This is a genomic window from Acinetobacter sp. YH12236 (assembly GCF_013417645.1).
Lineage (GTDB): Bacteria > Pseudomonadota > Gammaproteobacteria > Pseudomonadales > Moraxellaceae > Acinetobacter.
The window spans coordinates 1-13,801 of record NZ_VPDM01000052.1; the positions used below are offsets into that span (position 1 = coordinate 1).

Below are 13,801 nucleotides of genomic sequence, written 5' to 3' on the forward strand. Positions count from 1 at the left end.
TTAGAGGAATAGCTACTCGATATGACAAGCTCAAAAGAAATTATCAAAGTTCTGTTGCCTTAGCCTGTATATTTTTATGGCTACCGTTATAGGGTTAATTATGAACAGTAAGTGTCAACAGACCCTAGTTATTTCAAGGAAGAATCTTCTATATTGGAATAAATCAGGAAGATAAGACATGATGAAAAGTACAAGAGAAGAAATCATCCAGTTTTTACAGCAGGAATTTCCGCAGAGCCTGGAAAAGTGTCAGATCGAAGCTGTAGTGCCTCAGGGTGCAACCGTACTGTATCGAGTGGGTGAGCAGGAATTACGTCCCGGCGGCACGGTATCTGGGCCCACCATGATGACCTTGGCCGATCTGGCTTTATATATTGCCATTCTCGGTGAGATTGGACTGGTTGGCCTAGCAGTGACCACAAACTTGAATATTAATTTTTTGCGTAAACCTTCAGGCGGAGTCGATCTGCGAGGGGAAAGTAAATTGATGAAAGTGGGGAAGGCGCTCATTGTGGGAGAAGTTTGGATTTATTCGATTGATCAGGAAGAGCCGGTTGCCCATGTGACAGCAACCTATTCGGTTCCACCGCGTAAAGAACACGTGCATTCCTTAAAATGCTGATTAACTCATACAAATCATATGCTTTATTTAAATAACCTGATTATTCTAAAAACTTAAAAAAATCACAACCAAAGAAAAGGCAGATAACATTTAAAAATATGATCTGCCTTATTTATATACTTCTAAGCATTCACCAAAGGAGTTTCTACTTCAAAACTTGGTGGAATCAGTACAGTTTTGCGTAGCTCAGGCAACAATTCTGGATAATCCAGGGTGAAATGCAGGCCACGGGACTCTTTACGCTGCATGGCACAACGCACAATCATCTCTGAAACGAGTACCAGATTACGCAGCTCGATCAAATTTTTGCTCACCTGATAATCCTGATAATACTCGGTAATTTCTTTTTTCAACATCTCAATCCGGTGCAGGGCACGTTCTAGACGTTTAGTCGTGCGGACGATACCCACATAGTTCCACATGGTCTGACGCAGCTCGTCCCAGTTTTGCAGAATAACCACATCTTCATCAGGATTGGTCACCTGAGAATCATCCCATTCTGGTACTTCAGGGATAGCTTGATCTGCCTTGAAATTTTCCTGAATATGTTTGGCAGCACTCATGCCATATACAAAACATTCTAAAAGTGAGTTGCTGGCCATACGGTTAGCGCCATGTAAGCCGGTATAGGACGTTTCACCAATGGCATAGAGTCCGGCAATATCGGTCTGGCTATTTTCATCTACAACTACACCGCCACAGGTATAATGCGCAGCAGGAACCACAGGAATCATTTCCTTGGTGATGTCGATGCCAAGCTCTAGCAGACGTGCATATAAGGTTGGAAAGTGTTCCTTGATGAAGCTTTCATCTTTATGGGTAATGTCTAGCCAGACATGACGAATGCCCAGACGTTTAATTTCATAGTCAATCGCGCGTGCCACAATATCACGTGGTGCCAGTTCAGCACGCTCATCAAAACGCAGCATAAAACGCTCACCATCAGGTAGGCGTAAATACGCACCTTCACCACGCATAGCTTCTGTGATCAGGAATGAACGGGCTTGCGGATGATATAAACAGGTCGGATGGAACTGGTTGAATTCCATATTGGCAACCCGGCAACCGGCACGATAAGCCATCGCAATCCCATCACCGGTCGCGATATCAGGGTTCGAGGTATAAAGATAAGCTTTCATCGCACCGCCACAAGCCAGAGCAGTAGATGGTGCTAAGAAAGTGTGGACTTGTGCACTTGCTTCATTGAGTGCATATAAACCTAAAGCGCGATTTTCACCATCTAAGCCCAGTTTTTGTGAGCAGATCAGGTCGATCGCAATGTAATTTTCAAAGATGGTAATATTTTCTTTTTCCTGAGCGCGCTGTACCAACGTGGTAGAAATGGCACGCCCAGTCGCATCAGCTGCGTGAATGATTCGGCGCTGTGAATGGCCGCCTTCACGGGTCAAATGTAATTGTTCCTGCTCATCCAGGGTAAATTGGACGCCGTGTTTCAGCAGAAAATCCACCGAAGGCTTACCACCTTCAACCGTCTGCTTCACCGCATCCATTTCACACAGATGTACACCTGCAATCATGGTGTCATCAATATGCTGTTCAATCGAGTCTGTCTCATCCAGTACTGCTGCAACGCCGCCTTGTGCATAATAGGTACTGGCATCGGTCAGGGTGGATTTGGCAAGAACTGCAATATTAAAATGTTCAGGCAAAGAAAGTGCTAGACTAAGACCGGCACCACCACTGCCCACAATGATCACGTCAAAATGATGGGTAAGGGGAAAATTAGACATGTCCATCAGCTAATTGAAAAAAGTCCGTTAATCAGAGCGCTTTTTTGTACAAAAGGCAAGCGTTTAAGTGCTCATTTATTGATGAAAAAAATTAATAAAAGCTTTAACTTAATGCTTTAGAAAAATTAAAGGTTGCCAACATTCAAGCTTTCGAACATATTGTTACTTAAAATATATGAAGTTTGTGATAAAACCTATTTACATAAATTTATCAACAATTTGGGTGAATAATTTATATGAAAATTCTGGATTTAAAAAAAGGATTATTTGCAGCGACTGTTACCATGAGTGCTGCTCAGTTACAGGCAGTAACACCCGTCGATTTTTCTAACCTGGTTGATCAGGTCAGTCCGGCAGTTGTCAGTGTGAGTGTTGTCAAGAAAATGAGCGAAGAAGAGCTCTTGCAACAACAGGTTCCTGAAATTTTACGCCGTTTCTTTGGTAATCAGGTGATTATTCCGCAGCCACGTGTACCGCAGGAAAAAACCGGATATGGGAGTGCCTTCTTCATTAGTAAGGATGGCTATCTGCTGACCAACCACCACGTAGTTGAAGATGCGTCTAAAGTGACAATTACCTTGAATGATCGTCGGGAAATTGATGCGACAGTCGTAGGAAGCGACGAGCGTACTGACGTCGCTTTATTGAAAGTCAATGGTTCAGGTTTCCCGGAACTGCGTACTGGTGATGTCGATAAATTACGTGTAGGTGAACCCGTATTAGCAATCGGTTCACCTTTTGGTTTTGACTACTCCGCTTCTGCCGGGATTGTCAGTGCCAAGATGCGTAATATGATGGGCGAAACCGCAGTCCCATTTATTCAGACTGATGTGGCCCTGAATCCAGGTAACTCGGGTGGACCGCTATTTAACCAGCGCGGTGAAGTGGTTGGGGTGAACTCACGAATCTTCAGTGGTACTGGCGGTTATATGGGCCTGTCATTTTCGATTCCCATTGATGTCGCTATGGAAGTGGCTGACCAGCTGAAACGTGATGGTAAAGTGACCCGTTCTTATCTGGGTGTAAGCCTGCAAGATATCGACCGTACTTTGGCTGAATCTTATAAATTATCTAAGCCAGAAGGTTCTTTAATTACCCAGGTGGCACCAAACTCGCCTGCGGCTAAAGCGGGTCTGCAAGCCGGTGATGTGATTTTAAAATACAATGGTACTGATATTTCACGCACTAGCCAGTTGCTGAACTATTTGAACCGTTCTGCGCCTAAACAGCAGATCCAGTTAGAAGTATTACGTGATGATAAACGTCGTAGTATCAATGCAACACTCACGACTGCACCAGATGAAACGCCAGCCAAAGCAGGTAACCAGGCTCAGCCAAATAAAGGTCCGGTATTAGGCGTTACTATTCGTGAATTAAGCCCGGCTGAAAAAGAGCGTTTAGAGATTAAGGGTGGTGTAGTGATTCAGGACGTCCGTAGAGACGGAATCGCAGCTCAGGCACGGATTATGCCCAATGATGTCGTGACTCAAATCAATGGTAAAGCAATCTTGAACAGTAACCAGTTTGTGGAAGCTGTGGCAGATCTAAAAAAAGGCAGTGTTGCCCGTGTCGGTCTGATTCGTCAGGGTCAACGTGCCATTGTCGGGATGCGCATTTCATAAAATAAATGAATCTTCAATAAAAGACCGCTTGTATGGGCGGTTTTTTATTTTTCGCAATTTACCCGAGGCATAATTTCTGTAGACTCTTTATATAGAAAAAATTGCGATAAAGGATTAGAGAAAAGTGACCGGTATTTTTGACCAAGTTTTGAAGGTACAACCTGAACATATTGATCGTCTAGGACATGTGAATAACGTAGTTTATGTGCAGTGGATGCAGGATGTGGCCTCGGCGCATATCGAGCAATTAGGACTCGGTTTAAATGAGTATCTGCAACTTAAACATGCCATGGTTGCAGTTGAACATCATGTCCAGTATCGCAAGGCGGCATTTGAAGGGGATGAGCTGATTCTACGAACTTGGTTAAGTGATCTAAATGCCTTGTATTCATTCAGACAGTATGCATTTTATCGTCCGCAGGATCAGAATGTCCTATTTACCGGTAGCACGCAGTGGGCCTGTATCGAAATTGCGTCGGGTCGACCGAAGCGTATGTCGCCAAGTTTTACCCAAGCTTATCAGCCCCTCTCAGACAGTATTAACCCTTATGATTTTTCTACTTTATATTTGAGTGAAGAAGCAAAGGCGATAAGAGAAGAATCAATCTAATAAGGTGATGATATCGAGATTGAATAGAGAGTAGCTACCAAATAGGAGGCAACCCATTTAACAAGCTGTTTTCTTGAAAAAAAGCTGAGGAAAAGAAAATAAAACATAAAGCGGTTACGTATTTAAGATAGGCGAGAGAGAAGAAAGATAATTCTTTTTCTGTATCTCCATTCTGCTATAATCCTCGGCAATTTCTATTCGGCTTTTGTTATGCAATGACTTTTTAAATTGCATGACGCGTTTTTTTCTCAAGGTAGCCCATGGCGCAAGCTAAAAAATCTGTTGATATTAAAAACATTCGTAACTTCTCGATTATTGCGCATATTGACCACGGTAAATCGACTCTGGCAGATCGTTTTATTCAAACTTGTGGTGGTTTGCAGGATCGTGAAATGCAGGCTCAAGTTCTTGATTCTATGGAACTTGAACGCGAACGTGGGATTACCATCAAAGCGGCTTCGGTCACCTTGTACTATACCCATCCAAATGGCCAAGAGTATCAGTTGAACTTCATTGATACCCCGGGACACGTGGATTTCTCTTATGAAGTTTCACGTTCTTTGGCGGCCTGTGAAGGTGCACTACTGGTGGTAGATGCAGCACAAGGTGTAGAAGCGCAGTCTGTTGCAAACTGCTATACCGCCATTGAGCAGGGTCTGGAAGTTTTACCAGTACTGAACAAAATTGACTTGCCACAAGCTGAACCCGAACGTGTAATTCAGGAAATTGAAGATATTATCGGGATTGAAGCGACTGAAGCACCGACCTGTTCAGCAAAAACTGGCCTAGGTATTGAAGGTGTGCTTGAAACGCTGGTGAATGTCATTCCTGCACCAACAGGTGAACGTGATGCACCGCTGCAAGCGTTGATTATTGACTCATGGTTCGATAACTACCTGGGCGTAGTATCTCTGGTTCGTGTGAAACAGGGTCGTGTTCGCAAGGGCGACAAGATGCTGGTGAAATCGACTGGTCAGACACATATCATCACTTCAGTCGGTATTTTCAATCCGAAGCATACTGAAACCGATATCCTTGAAGCGGGTGAAGTTGGTTTCGTGATTGCCGGTATTAAAGACATTTTTGGCGCACCAGTGGGTGATACCATTACACTGGCAACTACTCCAGAAGTTCCAACACTACCTGGTTTCAAAAAAGTAAAACCACAGGTATATGCGGGCCTGTTCCCAATCGATTCCAGTGATTTTGAACCTTTCCGTGAAGCATTGCATAAACTGCAAATCAATGACTCTGCGCTGTTCTTTGAACCAGAAAGTTCTGATGCTCTAGGCTTCGGTTTCCGCTGTGGCTTCTTAGGTATGCTGCACATGGAGATCGTACAGGAGCGTCTAGAACGTGAATACGATCTGGATTTGATCTCTTCAGCACCAACGGTAATTTATGAAGCAGTGATGAAAAATGGCAATACCATTTACATCGACAGCCCTTCAAAAATGCCAGATGGTTCAACTGTTGAAGACCTGCGTGAACCAATTGCAGAATGTCATATCCTCGTGCCACAGGAATACCTGGGTAATGTCATGACCCTATGTATTGAGCGCCGTGGCGTACAAAAAGACATGAAGTTCATGGCGAACCAGGTATCTGTTACTTTTGAAATTCCAATGGCCGAAGTGGTGATGGATTTCTTTGATAAATTGAAATCTTGTTCACGTGGTTTTGCGTCACTGGATTACAACTTTGTGCGTTTTGAAAGTTCATCACTGGTGAAAGTGGATGTCCTGATCAATGGTGAAAAAGTCGATGCTTTAGCAATGATTTGCCATCGCCAGGATGCACGTCACCGTGGAATTGCACTGGTTGAAAAAATGAAAGACCTGATTCCTCGTCAGATGTTTGATGTGGCAATTCAGGCGGCTATTGGTGCGCAAATTATTGCCCGTTCTACTGTAAAAGCAATGCGTAAAAACGTATTGGCAAAATGTTATGGTGGTGACGTATCACGTAAGAAGAAACTTCTTGCAAAACAGAAAGAAGGTAAGAAACGTATGAAACAGGTGGGTAGTGTTGAAATTCCACAAGAAGCGTTCTTAGCTGTACTGAAAGTCGAACGCTAATACTATAAGGATAATAAGCCCATGGATTTTGATTTTAATTTGATTCTTGTTCCTGCGACCTTATTTTTCGTCGCGGTCTGGTTGCTGGATAAGTTTGTTCTGAAACAACGACAGACCAAAGGCAAGGGCAATGAAAACTTCATTATTACCTGGGCTTATGATTTCTGGCCGGTTTTGGCTGTCGTTTTAGTATTGCGTTCTTTCCTGTACGAACCTTTCAATATTCCATCAGATTCTATGGTTCCAACACTGGAAACCGGTGATTTTATCCTGGTCAATAAATTTGACTATGGTGTGAAATTACCGATTGTAAATACAAAAATTCTGGATACAGGTAGTCCGGAACGTGGCGATGTCGTGGTCTTCCGTTATCCGCCACAACCAACGATTAGCTATATTAAACGTGTAATTGGTTTGCCAGGTGATCATATTGTTTATGATCATGGTCAGTTAACCATTAATGGTGAAAAAGTAGCAAAAGTTCCAGTAGAATTCAGTCGTGAAAAAGATCGCCTGGATACGCCAAATTCGATTTATCATAAAGAAACCATTGGCGAACATACTTTCACTATGCGTGAGCTGGAAGGAGTCAATGTAGCTCGTCAGGCCCCATTCCTTAACTATATAGAAAATGGTAAGTTTTCAACTGAAAATGGTTTATATTGGGAAGTGAAAGTTCCAGAAGGTCATTACTTTGCGATGGGGGATAATCGCGATCAAAGTGCTGACAGTCGTTTCTGGGGCTTTGTTCCGGAAGAAAACTTAACAGGTCGCGCATTCTATATCTGGATGCATAAAGAACCTGGCTTTAAACTGCCATCGTTTAGTCGAAACGGAATAATCGATTAATTATTTCAGTCAGGAAAATAAAAAATGAAACATCAACAAGGTGCTTCGTATATTGGAATTTTATTTGCAATCGTGGGGTTTGCTTTTCTTGCCAAAGTGGCGATTGCAGTGTGGGGGCCATACTTTGATGATCGTATGGTGGACAATCAGATTGAGGAACTTTTAAAGAGTTCTCCGGCAAATATTGCGCCAGAAAAATTTCGTCAACAGATGGGTCAGCGTTTAGAAATGAACAATATTCGCGATCTGAAGTTTGATGAAATTGCCAAAGTAACCAACACTGATGGTTTACAAGTGCACAAGAATTATGAAATTCGCAAGAATTTTATATTGAATATCGATTTAGTGATGAAGTTTGAGAAAGATTTTGATCAAAGCACAGTCAAAACTAAATGATGAGCGTCTTGCCAAACGGATCGGCTATCAGTTTAAACAAGCTGATCTGTTAAAACTGGCATTGACCCATCGTTCAGTCAGTCATAAACACAACTATGAACGCCTAGAATTTCTAGGCGATTCTCTTTTAGGAATGATCATAGCCAATTATCTCTTTACTGCTTACCCGCAGGAAAATGAGGGCCGTCTGACGCGTATGCGTGCGACTCTTGTCCGACAAGAAGCGCTAGGGAAAATTGCCAATGATCTAAAATTGAGTCAGAACCTGATTCTCAGTACGGGTGAGCTGAAATCGGGTGGTCATCATCGTGAGTCTATACTTGCGGATACGGTCGAAGCCATCATTGGTGCGATCTATGTGGATTGCGGTGATCTCACTGTATTACAGGCAATTGTGCTAAAATGGTACGAGCCGTATTTAGACAATATAGAGCCAACTGACCAGCTGAAAGACCCTAAATCACGCCTACAGGAATATTTACAAGCACGTAAAAAACCTCTCCCAGTTTACGAGGTTGTAGATATTCAGGGTGATGCCCCGAACCAGCATTTCAAAGTGGAATGCCAGGTAGAAGGCTTGCCGGTCATGGCCGGTGAAGGTTCAAGCCGACGATTCGCTGAACAGGCGGTTGCGGCAGATATTTTAAAACATTTGGAGCATAAGTCTTAATGACTACTCATTCCGATCACATTGATGCTGATCACGAGTCGCAAAGCGACAGCAATGACTTGATTAGTCAATTTTTCAGTGCACAGGGTACTGAAATTCCTTCTGATTATCGTAGCGGTTTCGTGGCGATTGTCGGACGTCCAAACGTGGGTAAATCAACCTTGATGAACCACTTACTGGGCCAGAAACTTTCAATTACTTCACGTAAACCACAAACCACACGTCATAAAATCGTAGGGATTGATTCACGTGAAAAGTCTCAGGCGGTATTTGTTGATACACCGGGGATGCATAAAAAAGAAGTGCGTGCCATCAATAAAATGATGAACCGAGCTGCGCACTCTGCATTGCGTGACGTGAACCTGGTGCTATTTGTAGTTGATGCACAAAAATGGACCCAGAACGATGAGCTTGTTCTGGAGAAATTAAAAAATGCGGATATGCCAGTCATTCTGGTGATCAACAAGCTGGACACGTTCGAGAACAAGAATGAGGCCTTACCGCTGATTCGTGAACGTGCCAAACTGATGAACTTTGCTGAAATCGTACCGGTGTCTGCACTTCGTGGTGCCAACCTCGAACACTTACGCGATACGATTGCCAAGTATCTGCCATTCCAGCCGCCGCTATATTCACTGGATCAGCTTACCGATCGTTCAGAGCGTTTCCTGGCCTCTGAAATTATCCGTGAAAAGATCATGCGTCAGTTAGGTGAAGAACTGCCATACGATTTAACTGTTCAGATCGAATCTTTCAAAACTGAAGAGCCGACCCTGAATGAAAAAACAGGTCGTATGAAGCCGGCATGTACTTATATTGATGCCACTATTTTCGTTGATCGTGCTGGCCAAAAGGCTATTGTGATTGGTGAAAAAGGTTCCAAGCTGAAAAAAATCGGTATGGACGCACGTGTCGATATGGAAAAAATGTTCGAGCAGAAAATCATGCTAACGCTTTGGGTGAAAGTCAAAGGCGGCTGGTCTGATGATGAGCGGGCATTGAAAAGTCTAGGTTATAGCGACATTTAAATTGGACGGGAACGGATCATGATGAAATTTTTGGCAGTCATTGCATGTGTTTTATTCTTGCAGGGCTGTATTCATAAAGTAGTGACCGTTCCTGCCAAAGTTGCCTATAAAACCACAAAGTACGCGGTCAAAGGGACCGCGGCTGTTGTGGGTGCCGCCATTCCTGATGGGGATGACGAAGAAGACGAGAAAAAATCAAAAAAGAAAAAAGATTAAAGAAGCAGCCTATGCGTAATGAAGTGCTGCATGGATATCTGATTCATCATCGTAAATACCGCGATCGCAGTCATATTGTGCATTTATTTACCCAGGAATATGGCCGTATCGACGGGATACTGAGACAAAATCCTCCACCCCAATATCAACCCATCAGCTTGTTAGCTTCAGGCAAATCTGAACTGAAAAACTTCACCAAATTAGAAATTGTTAATCAGCCGATCTTTTTTTTCGGTGATGCCTTCTTTTCTGGCTTTTATCTGAATGAAATCCTGTTGCGTTTATGTCCGCTTGAAGTGCAAATGCCGCTGACCTTTGCCAAATATGGCGAAACGTTGAATGCCTTGCAAAAACTCTCCGATCAGGAAAATCCCAATACTTATTTAAAACAGGTTCTGCGTCAGTTTGAACATATCTTATTAGAAGAACTGGGCTATGAACTGGATTTTTCAGTCGATGCCAATCAGGCACAAATCAATCCCGTGCAACATTACTATTTTCAGTTGAATGAAGGTTTTATGCCTTCGGCTAAAGCCTTACGTTCAACCATGTCGGGCCAGCAGATTTTAACAATGCAGCACTATGAAAATGGTAGGGATTTTAATCCAGAACAGTTACAATTACTGACGAAGCTATATCGACAGGTGATCACTGCTTTGCTCGGTGACCGACCACTGAAAAGTCGACAATTGTGGATCCAAAATTCTCAATCTCAATCGTAGTTAGGAAAATAGTATGGCTGCATTACTTGGTGTCAATATTGACCATGTCGCAACTTTAAGACAAGCACGTGGTACGACGTACCCAGACCCAGTCAATGCTGCATTGATCTGTGAGCAGGCCGGTGCAGAGGGAATTACCCTGCATTTGCGCGAAGACCGTCGACATATTCAGGATGAAGATGTACGTCGTATGCGTCCGGTATTAACTACCCATATGAACCTGGAAATGGCCGTAACTGATGAAATGGTGGCGATTGCTAAAGAAATCCAGCCGCAGCATGTCTGCTTTGTACCAGAAAAGCGTCAGGAAGTGACGACTGAAGGTGGTCTGGATGTCGTTGGTCATTTTGAAGATGTGAAAAAAGCCACCCAGGAACTGTCTGCGATTGGCTGTGACGTGTCGCTATTTATTGATGCAGACATTGCCCAGATTGATGCGGCAGTCGCTTGTGGCGCACCTACAATTGAGCTTCATACAGGTGCTTATGCCGATGCAGCAACACCTGAAGCACAGCAAGTTGAGCTGGATCGCATTATCAAAGGGGCAGAGTATGCGGCTTCTAAAGGTCTGGTGGTCAATGCAGGTCACGGTCTGAACCTGGATAATGTCACTCCAATTGCTGCGATTCCTCAAATTCATGAATTAAATATTGGTCACTCGATTATTGCAGATGCAGTTTTTGTTGGACTGGCGCAAGCTGTACAACAAATGAAGGCTGCAATTAAAGCTGCGCGTTAAGATTGCAAAAGATATATGTCAAATATTGATTATGATGAACTGATGAAGCCTGTTATTGGCTTCTTAGGTTGTGAAACACCAAAAGCCTGGCTCGATGAGGCATTACAGAATCTGGAAATTCTGATGCAGGATCATGCCAACTGTGAGAAGAAAGCAGCCAGTACAGCAATGAACCTGATGTTCCGCTATAGCTTCTTCGTAGATTTACAGGTGAAACTGGCGCAACTGGTCCGTGAAGAAATGCTGCACTATGAACAGGTGCTGGAATTCATGAATAAGCGTGGCCAGCAATGGATTGGACTCAGTGCAGGGCGTTATGCAGGTGGTTTGCGTAAGGAAATCCGTACCTATGAGCCAGAGGCGCTGATTGATGTGCTGGTGATTGGTGCTTTTGTAGAAGCACGTTCTTGTGAGCGTTTCTATGCGCTTGCACCGCTGGTAGATGAAGAACTAGGGCGTTACTACCGTTATCTACTAAAATCTGAATCTCGCCATTTTGAGGACTACTTGGCCTTAGCTTTAGATGTGGCTAAAACTGCAAAACTGAAAAATCCACAAGAAGATATTCAAAGCCGAATTGAGCATATCCGTGAAGTAGAAAAGAATCTGATTCTTAGTCCAGATGAAATGTTCCGTTTCCACAGTGGTGTGCCTGCAAAAGCAGCTTAAAAAGCTACTCAATTAAGACATTAAAAAATATCCTCCAAATCGGGGGATTTTTTTATAAATATAAGATTCGCTACCTAGCTTATTTATCTATTGAAAGGATTTAAAATAGCCTAAGCATTTTATAATTTGATTAGAAGGAAAAACTTGAAGTGCAAGATAGCAAAAGCTGTCGTCAATTTTAGAATAACGGCTTATAACAGCACATTTGATTAAACGAGAATATAAGCCAATCTAACTAGGTAAATAAAAGGGCAGAGTAAGAATATATAAGAGAAAAGAAGAATCGAATCATTTTATAAATGAAATTTCAGGCAATAAAAAAGCCCAAGTCTTAAATGCTTGGGCTTTCTTGAATTTGGCTCTCCCACCTGGGCTCGAACCAGGGACCTGCGGATTAACAGTCCGTCGCTCTACCGACTGAGCTATGGGAGAATCTGAATGCGATTATAGAGAGATTTTGCAAAGGGTCAAGCAAAAACTGTCATATTTATTACAAATTGTACTTATCTGATTTTAATTTAAACGATTGCATTAAATTCTTAAAAAATGCTTGTCAGAACAAATTTCACTTGCTAGATTGAAAACATAAAGTCGTTTGACCAAATGGTCAAACAGTGTGGATTTAAACCTACTTGCCAGCACAAAAATGGCTAAACCGGAGAAAGCGAATGAATACGCTCACTATCCCTCAAATCTTCTCTCAACTGTCTTTTTATCAAGATCATTATCTCGATATTATTCAAGATTCAGCTCAATACTTTACCCCTGTGGCTGGTGCAGAAATCTGTTTATGGCCCTTAGCGACCAAACAATTGTATCTGGGTGACTTGCTGCAATCATGGTTTGCAGAAAAGTGGCTGGTCGAACAAGAACGCCAATTTAGCTTTGAGATCTTTCTGAACACGCCTGAAACTCGGCAAAAAGAACTTTATATTTATGCGCTTACTGGCAATCTTCTGACTGGGTCGAACCAGTCTAAAGTGTGGCAGGCTTCTGCTAAAGAAACTCAGGTGCTGAGTGTATCGAATGTTTCTAAGCATTATTTTGAATATCGGGCTTTGACTCAGCCGAAGCTGGTAAAAGCACCGCAAGGGAAATGGGGCGTACTTTAAGCCTTAAACACGTTAATGGTCGGAATTGCGAAAAATCATACAGGTTGCTGTGGCATGGGCATAAATACGACCTTCGTCATCCAGAATTTGACCTTCGGAAATACCTAGGTTTTTACTGAGATTAATTGATTTTCCGATCGCTTTTAGTTCTTGGTTGTGAGGAATTGGACGGCACATTTTTACATTCAGATCAATTGTGCCATAACCGACACCGGCTTCAAGTAAAGTATGAATCGCGCAGCCTGTTACCGTATCTAAAACAGTTGCAGCAAAACCGCCATGTACACCTCCCATAGGATTCAGATGGCGTTCATCTGCTTTTACAACAAAGGTCACATGTCCCGGTTCGACTTCGCCAGCAGACATGGGAATGGTGGTTGCCATAGAAGGCATAGACAGATTTCCCTTAAGCATCTCTTGCATAATCTGCAAACCTGAAAGATTCTTGAGATCCATAGCTTGTCCTTATTATTTTAAATACTGGATTTGAATGACAAGTTTAGGCAGATGGTGCTTCGATCAGCAATAAAAAATTGTATGAGGAAATGTACAAAGCCTTTTACTTATAATGAATCCGGTAAAATGATTAAAAAGGCGGATTCAAGCGGCAAGTGCAACAGTATAAAAACCAGCCATAACTTCACTCGGTGTATACCAACCTAGTGTTTTTCTAGGACGATGGTTGAGTGCAAACTCTATCTGCTCTATTTGTTCGTT

15 protein-coding genes, 1 tRNA gene and 2 pseudogenes are annotated in these 13,801 nt (G+C 42.7%); 14 read left to right on the forward strand and 4 right to left on the reverse strand.

The window, feature by feature from the left end; all coding sequences use genetic code 11:
* Both FTV14_RS15005 and FTV14_RS15010 read left to right on the forward strand, forming a co-directional pair.
* Window positions 1-92, forward strand: a pseudogene (locus tag FTV14_RS15005) (IS5/IS1182 family transposase); the annotation flags it as partial.
* 89 nt (window positions 93-181) lie between these two features.
* Complete coding sequence (locus FTV14_RS15010; protein ID WP_180054101.1) at window positions 182-622, forward strand: PaaI family thioesterase; 441 nt, start codon at window positions 182-184, stop codon at window positions 620-622.
* Between the two features lie 122 nt (window positions 623-744).
* Here FTV14_RS15010 and nadB read toward each other — a convergent pair whose 3' ends face one another.
* Window positions 745-2,373: an L-aspartate oxidase gene (nadB, locus tag FTV14_RS15015; RefSeq protein ID WP_180054102.1), complete on the reverse strand. Its 1,629-nt coding sequence runs from the start codon at window positions 2,371-2,373 to the stop codon at window positions 745-747.
* Between the two features lie 236 nt (window positions 2,374-2,609).
* On the opposite strand from nadB, the gene FTV14_RS15020 reads away from it, so the two are divergent.
* The 11 genes from FTV14_RS15020 (at window position 2,610) to FTV14_RS15070 (ending at window position 11,972) form a co-directional block, all read left to right on the forward strand.
* A complete protein-coding gene (locus tag FTV14_RS15020; RefSeq protein ID WP_125279350.1) occupies window positions 2,610-3,995 on the forward strand; it encodes a Do family serine endopeptidase in 1,386 nt (461 codons plus the stop codon).
* A gap of 124 nt (window positions 3,996-4,119) precedes the next feature.
* Window positions 4,120-4,605, forward strand: a complete 486-nt coding sequence (locus FTV14_RS15025) for a thioesterase family protein (protein WP_166138319.1) — start codon at window positions 4,120-4,122, stop codon at window positions 4,603-4,605.
* A gap of 260 nt (window positions 4,606-4,865) precedes the next feature.
* Complete coding sequence (gene lepA, locus FTV14_RS15030; RefSeq protein WP_004784519.1) at window positions 4,866-6,683, forward strand: translation elongation factor 4; 1,818 nt, start codon at window positions 4,866-4,868, stop codon at window positions 6,681-6,683.
* A 21-nt stretch (window positions 6,684-6,704) separates the two neighbouring features.
* The gene (gene lepB / locus FTV14_RS15035) at window positions 6,705-7,532 is read left to right on the forward strand and encodes a signal peptidase I (RefSeq protein ID WP_159124070.1); all 828 of its coding nucleotides are present in this window, start codon (window positions 6,705-6,707) and stop codon (window positions 7,530-7,532) included.
* A 24-nt stretch (window positions 7,533-7,556) separates the two neighbouring features.
* Window positions 7,557-7,928: a DUF4845 domain-containing protein gene (locus FTV14_RS15040; RefSeq protein ID WP_034703931.1), complete on the forward strand. Its 372-nt coding sequence runs from the start codon at window positions 7,557-7,559 to the stop codon at window positions 7,926-7,928.
* On the forward strand, window positions 7,900-8,598 hold the full coding sequence (rnc, locus tag FTV14_RS15045) for a ribonuclease III (RefSeq protein ID WP_004784515.1): 699 nt from the start codon (window positions 7,900-7,902) through the stop codon (window positions 8,596-8,598). Before FTV14_RS15040 ends, rnc begins: the two co-directional genes overlap by 29 nt.
* Window positions 8,598-9,626: a GTPase Era gene (era, locus tag FTV14_RS15050; RefSeq protein ID WP_004784513.1), complete on the forward strand. Its 1,029-nt coding sequence runs from the start codon at window positions 8,598-8,600 to the stop codon at window positions 9,624-9,626. The genes rnc and era overlap by 1 nt, the downstream gene beginning before the upstream one ends.
* Window positions 9,627-9,644: 18 nt before the next feature.
* Window positions 9,645-9,842, forward strand: a complete 198-nt coding sequence (locus FTV14_RS15055; RefSeq protein WP_159124071.1) for an NF038104 family lipoprotein — start codon at window positions 9,645-9,647, stop codon at window positions 9,840-9,842.
* 11 nt (window positions 9,843-9,853) lie between these two features.
* Window positions 9,854-10,564: a DNA repair protein RecO gene (locus FTV14_RS15060; protein WP_034171228.1), complete on the forward strand. Its 711-nt coding sequence runs from the start codon at window positions 9,854-9,856 to the stop codon at window positions 10,562-10,564.
* A 13-nt stretch (window positions 10,565-10,577) separates the two neighbouring features.
* Window positions 10,578-11,303, forward strand: a complete 726-nt coding sequence (pdxJ, locus tag FTV14_RS15065) for a pyridoxine 5'-phosphate synthase (protein WP_180054103.1) — start codon at window positions 10,578-10,580, stop codon at window positions 11,301-11,303.
* 15 nt (window positions 11,304-11,318) lie between these two features.
* Window positions 11,319-11,972: a tRNA-(ms[2]io[6]A)-hydroxylase gene (locus tag FTV14_RS15070; RefSeq protein WP_180054104.1), complete on the forward strand. Its 654-nt coding sequence runs from the start codon at window positions 11,319-11,321 to the stop codon at window positions 11,970-11,972.
* A 356-nt stretch (window positions 11,973-12,328) separates the two neighbouring features.
* Here FTV14_RS15070 and FTV14_RS15075 read toward each other — a convergent pair.
* Window positions 12,329-12,404: transfer RNA gene (locus FTV14_RS15075), tRNA-Asn, on the reverse strand.
* 236 nt (window positions 12,405-12,640) lie between these two features.
* On the opposite strand from FTV14_RS15075, the gene FTV14_RS15080 reads away from it, so the two are divergent.
* Window positions 12,641-13,084, forward strand: coding sequence for a hypothetical protein (locus FTV14_RS15080; protein WP_180054105.1), 444 nt, complete (start codon window positions 12,641-12,643; stop codon window positions 13,082-13,084).
* A 12-nt stretch (window positions 13,085-13,096) separates the two neighbouring features.
* Here the strand turns inward: FTV14_RS15080 and FTV14_RS15085 are convergent, their stop codons facing one another.
* Together FTV14_RS15085 and FTV14_RS15090 are read right to left on the reverse strand one after the other, a co-directional pair.
* Window positions 13,097-13,540, reverse strand: a complete 444-nt coding sequence (locus FTV14_RS15085) for a PaaI family thioesterase (protein WP_180054106.1) — start codon at window positions 13,538-13,540, stop codon at window positions 13,097-13,099.
* Window positions 13,541-13,684: 144 nt separating this feature from the next.
* Window positions 13,685-13,801, reverse strand: a pseudogene (locus tag FTV14_RS15090) (IS30 family transposase); the annotation flags it as partial.

Coding starts and splice junctions, on each gene's coding strand:
- FTV14_RS15010 (WP_180054101.1), top strand. CDS start 182: ATGAAAAGTACAAGAGAAGAAATCATCCAGTTTTTACAGCAGGAATTT.
- nadB (WP_180054102.1), bottom strand. CDS start 2,373: ATGTCTAATTTTCCCCTTACCCATCATTTTGACGTGATCATTGTGGGC.
- FTV14_RS15020 (WP_125279350.1), top strand. CDS start 2,610: ATGAAAATTCTGGATTTAAAAAAAGGATTATTTGCAGCGACTGTTACC.
- lepA (WP_004784519.1), top strand. CDS start 4,866: ATGGCGCAAGCTAAAAAATCTGTTGATATTAAAAACATTCGTAACTTC.
- lepB (WP_159124070.1), top strand. CDS start 6,705: ATGGATTTTGATTTTAATTTGATTCTTGTTCCTGCGACCTTATTTTTC.
- FTV14_RS15040 (WP_034703931.1), top strand. CDS start 7,557: ATGAAACATCAACAAGGTGCTTCGTATATTGGAATTTTATTTGCAATC.
- era (WP_004784513.1), top strand. CDS start 8,598: ATGACTACTCATTCCGATCACATTGATGCTGATCACGAGTCGCAAAGC.
- FTV14_RS15055 (WP_159124071.1), top strand. CDS start 9,645: ATGATGAAATTTTTGGCAGTCATTGCATGTGTTTTATTCTTGCAGGGC.
- FTV14_RS15060 (WP_034171228.1), top strand. CDS start 9,854: ATGCGTAATGAAGTGCTGCATGGATATCTGATTCATCATCGTAAATAC.
- pdxJ (WP_180054103.1), top strand. CDS start 10,578: ATGGCTGCATTACTTGGTGTCAATATTGACCATGTCGCAACTTTAAGA.
- FTV14_RS15070 (WP_180054104.1), top strand. CDS start 11,319: ATGTCAAATATTGATTATGATGAACTGATGAAGCCTGTTATTGGCTTC.
- FTV14_RS15080 (WP_180054105.1), top strand. CDS start 12,641: ATGAATACGCTCACTATCCCTCAAATCTTCTCTCAACTGTCTTTTTAT.
- FTV14_RS15085 (WP_180054106.1), bottom strand. CDS start 13,540: ATGGATCTCAAGAATCTTTCAGGTTTGCAGATTATGCAAGAGATGCTT.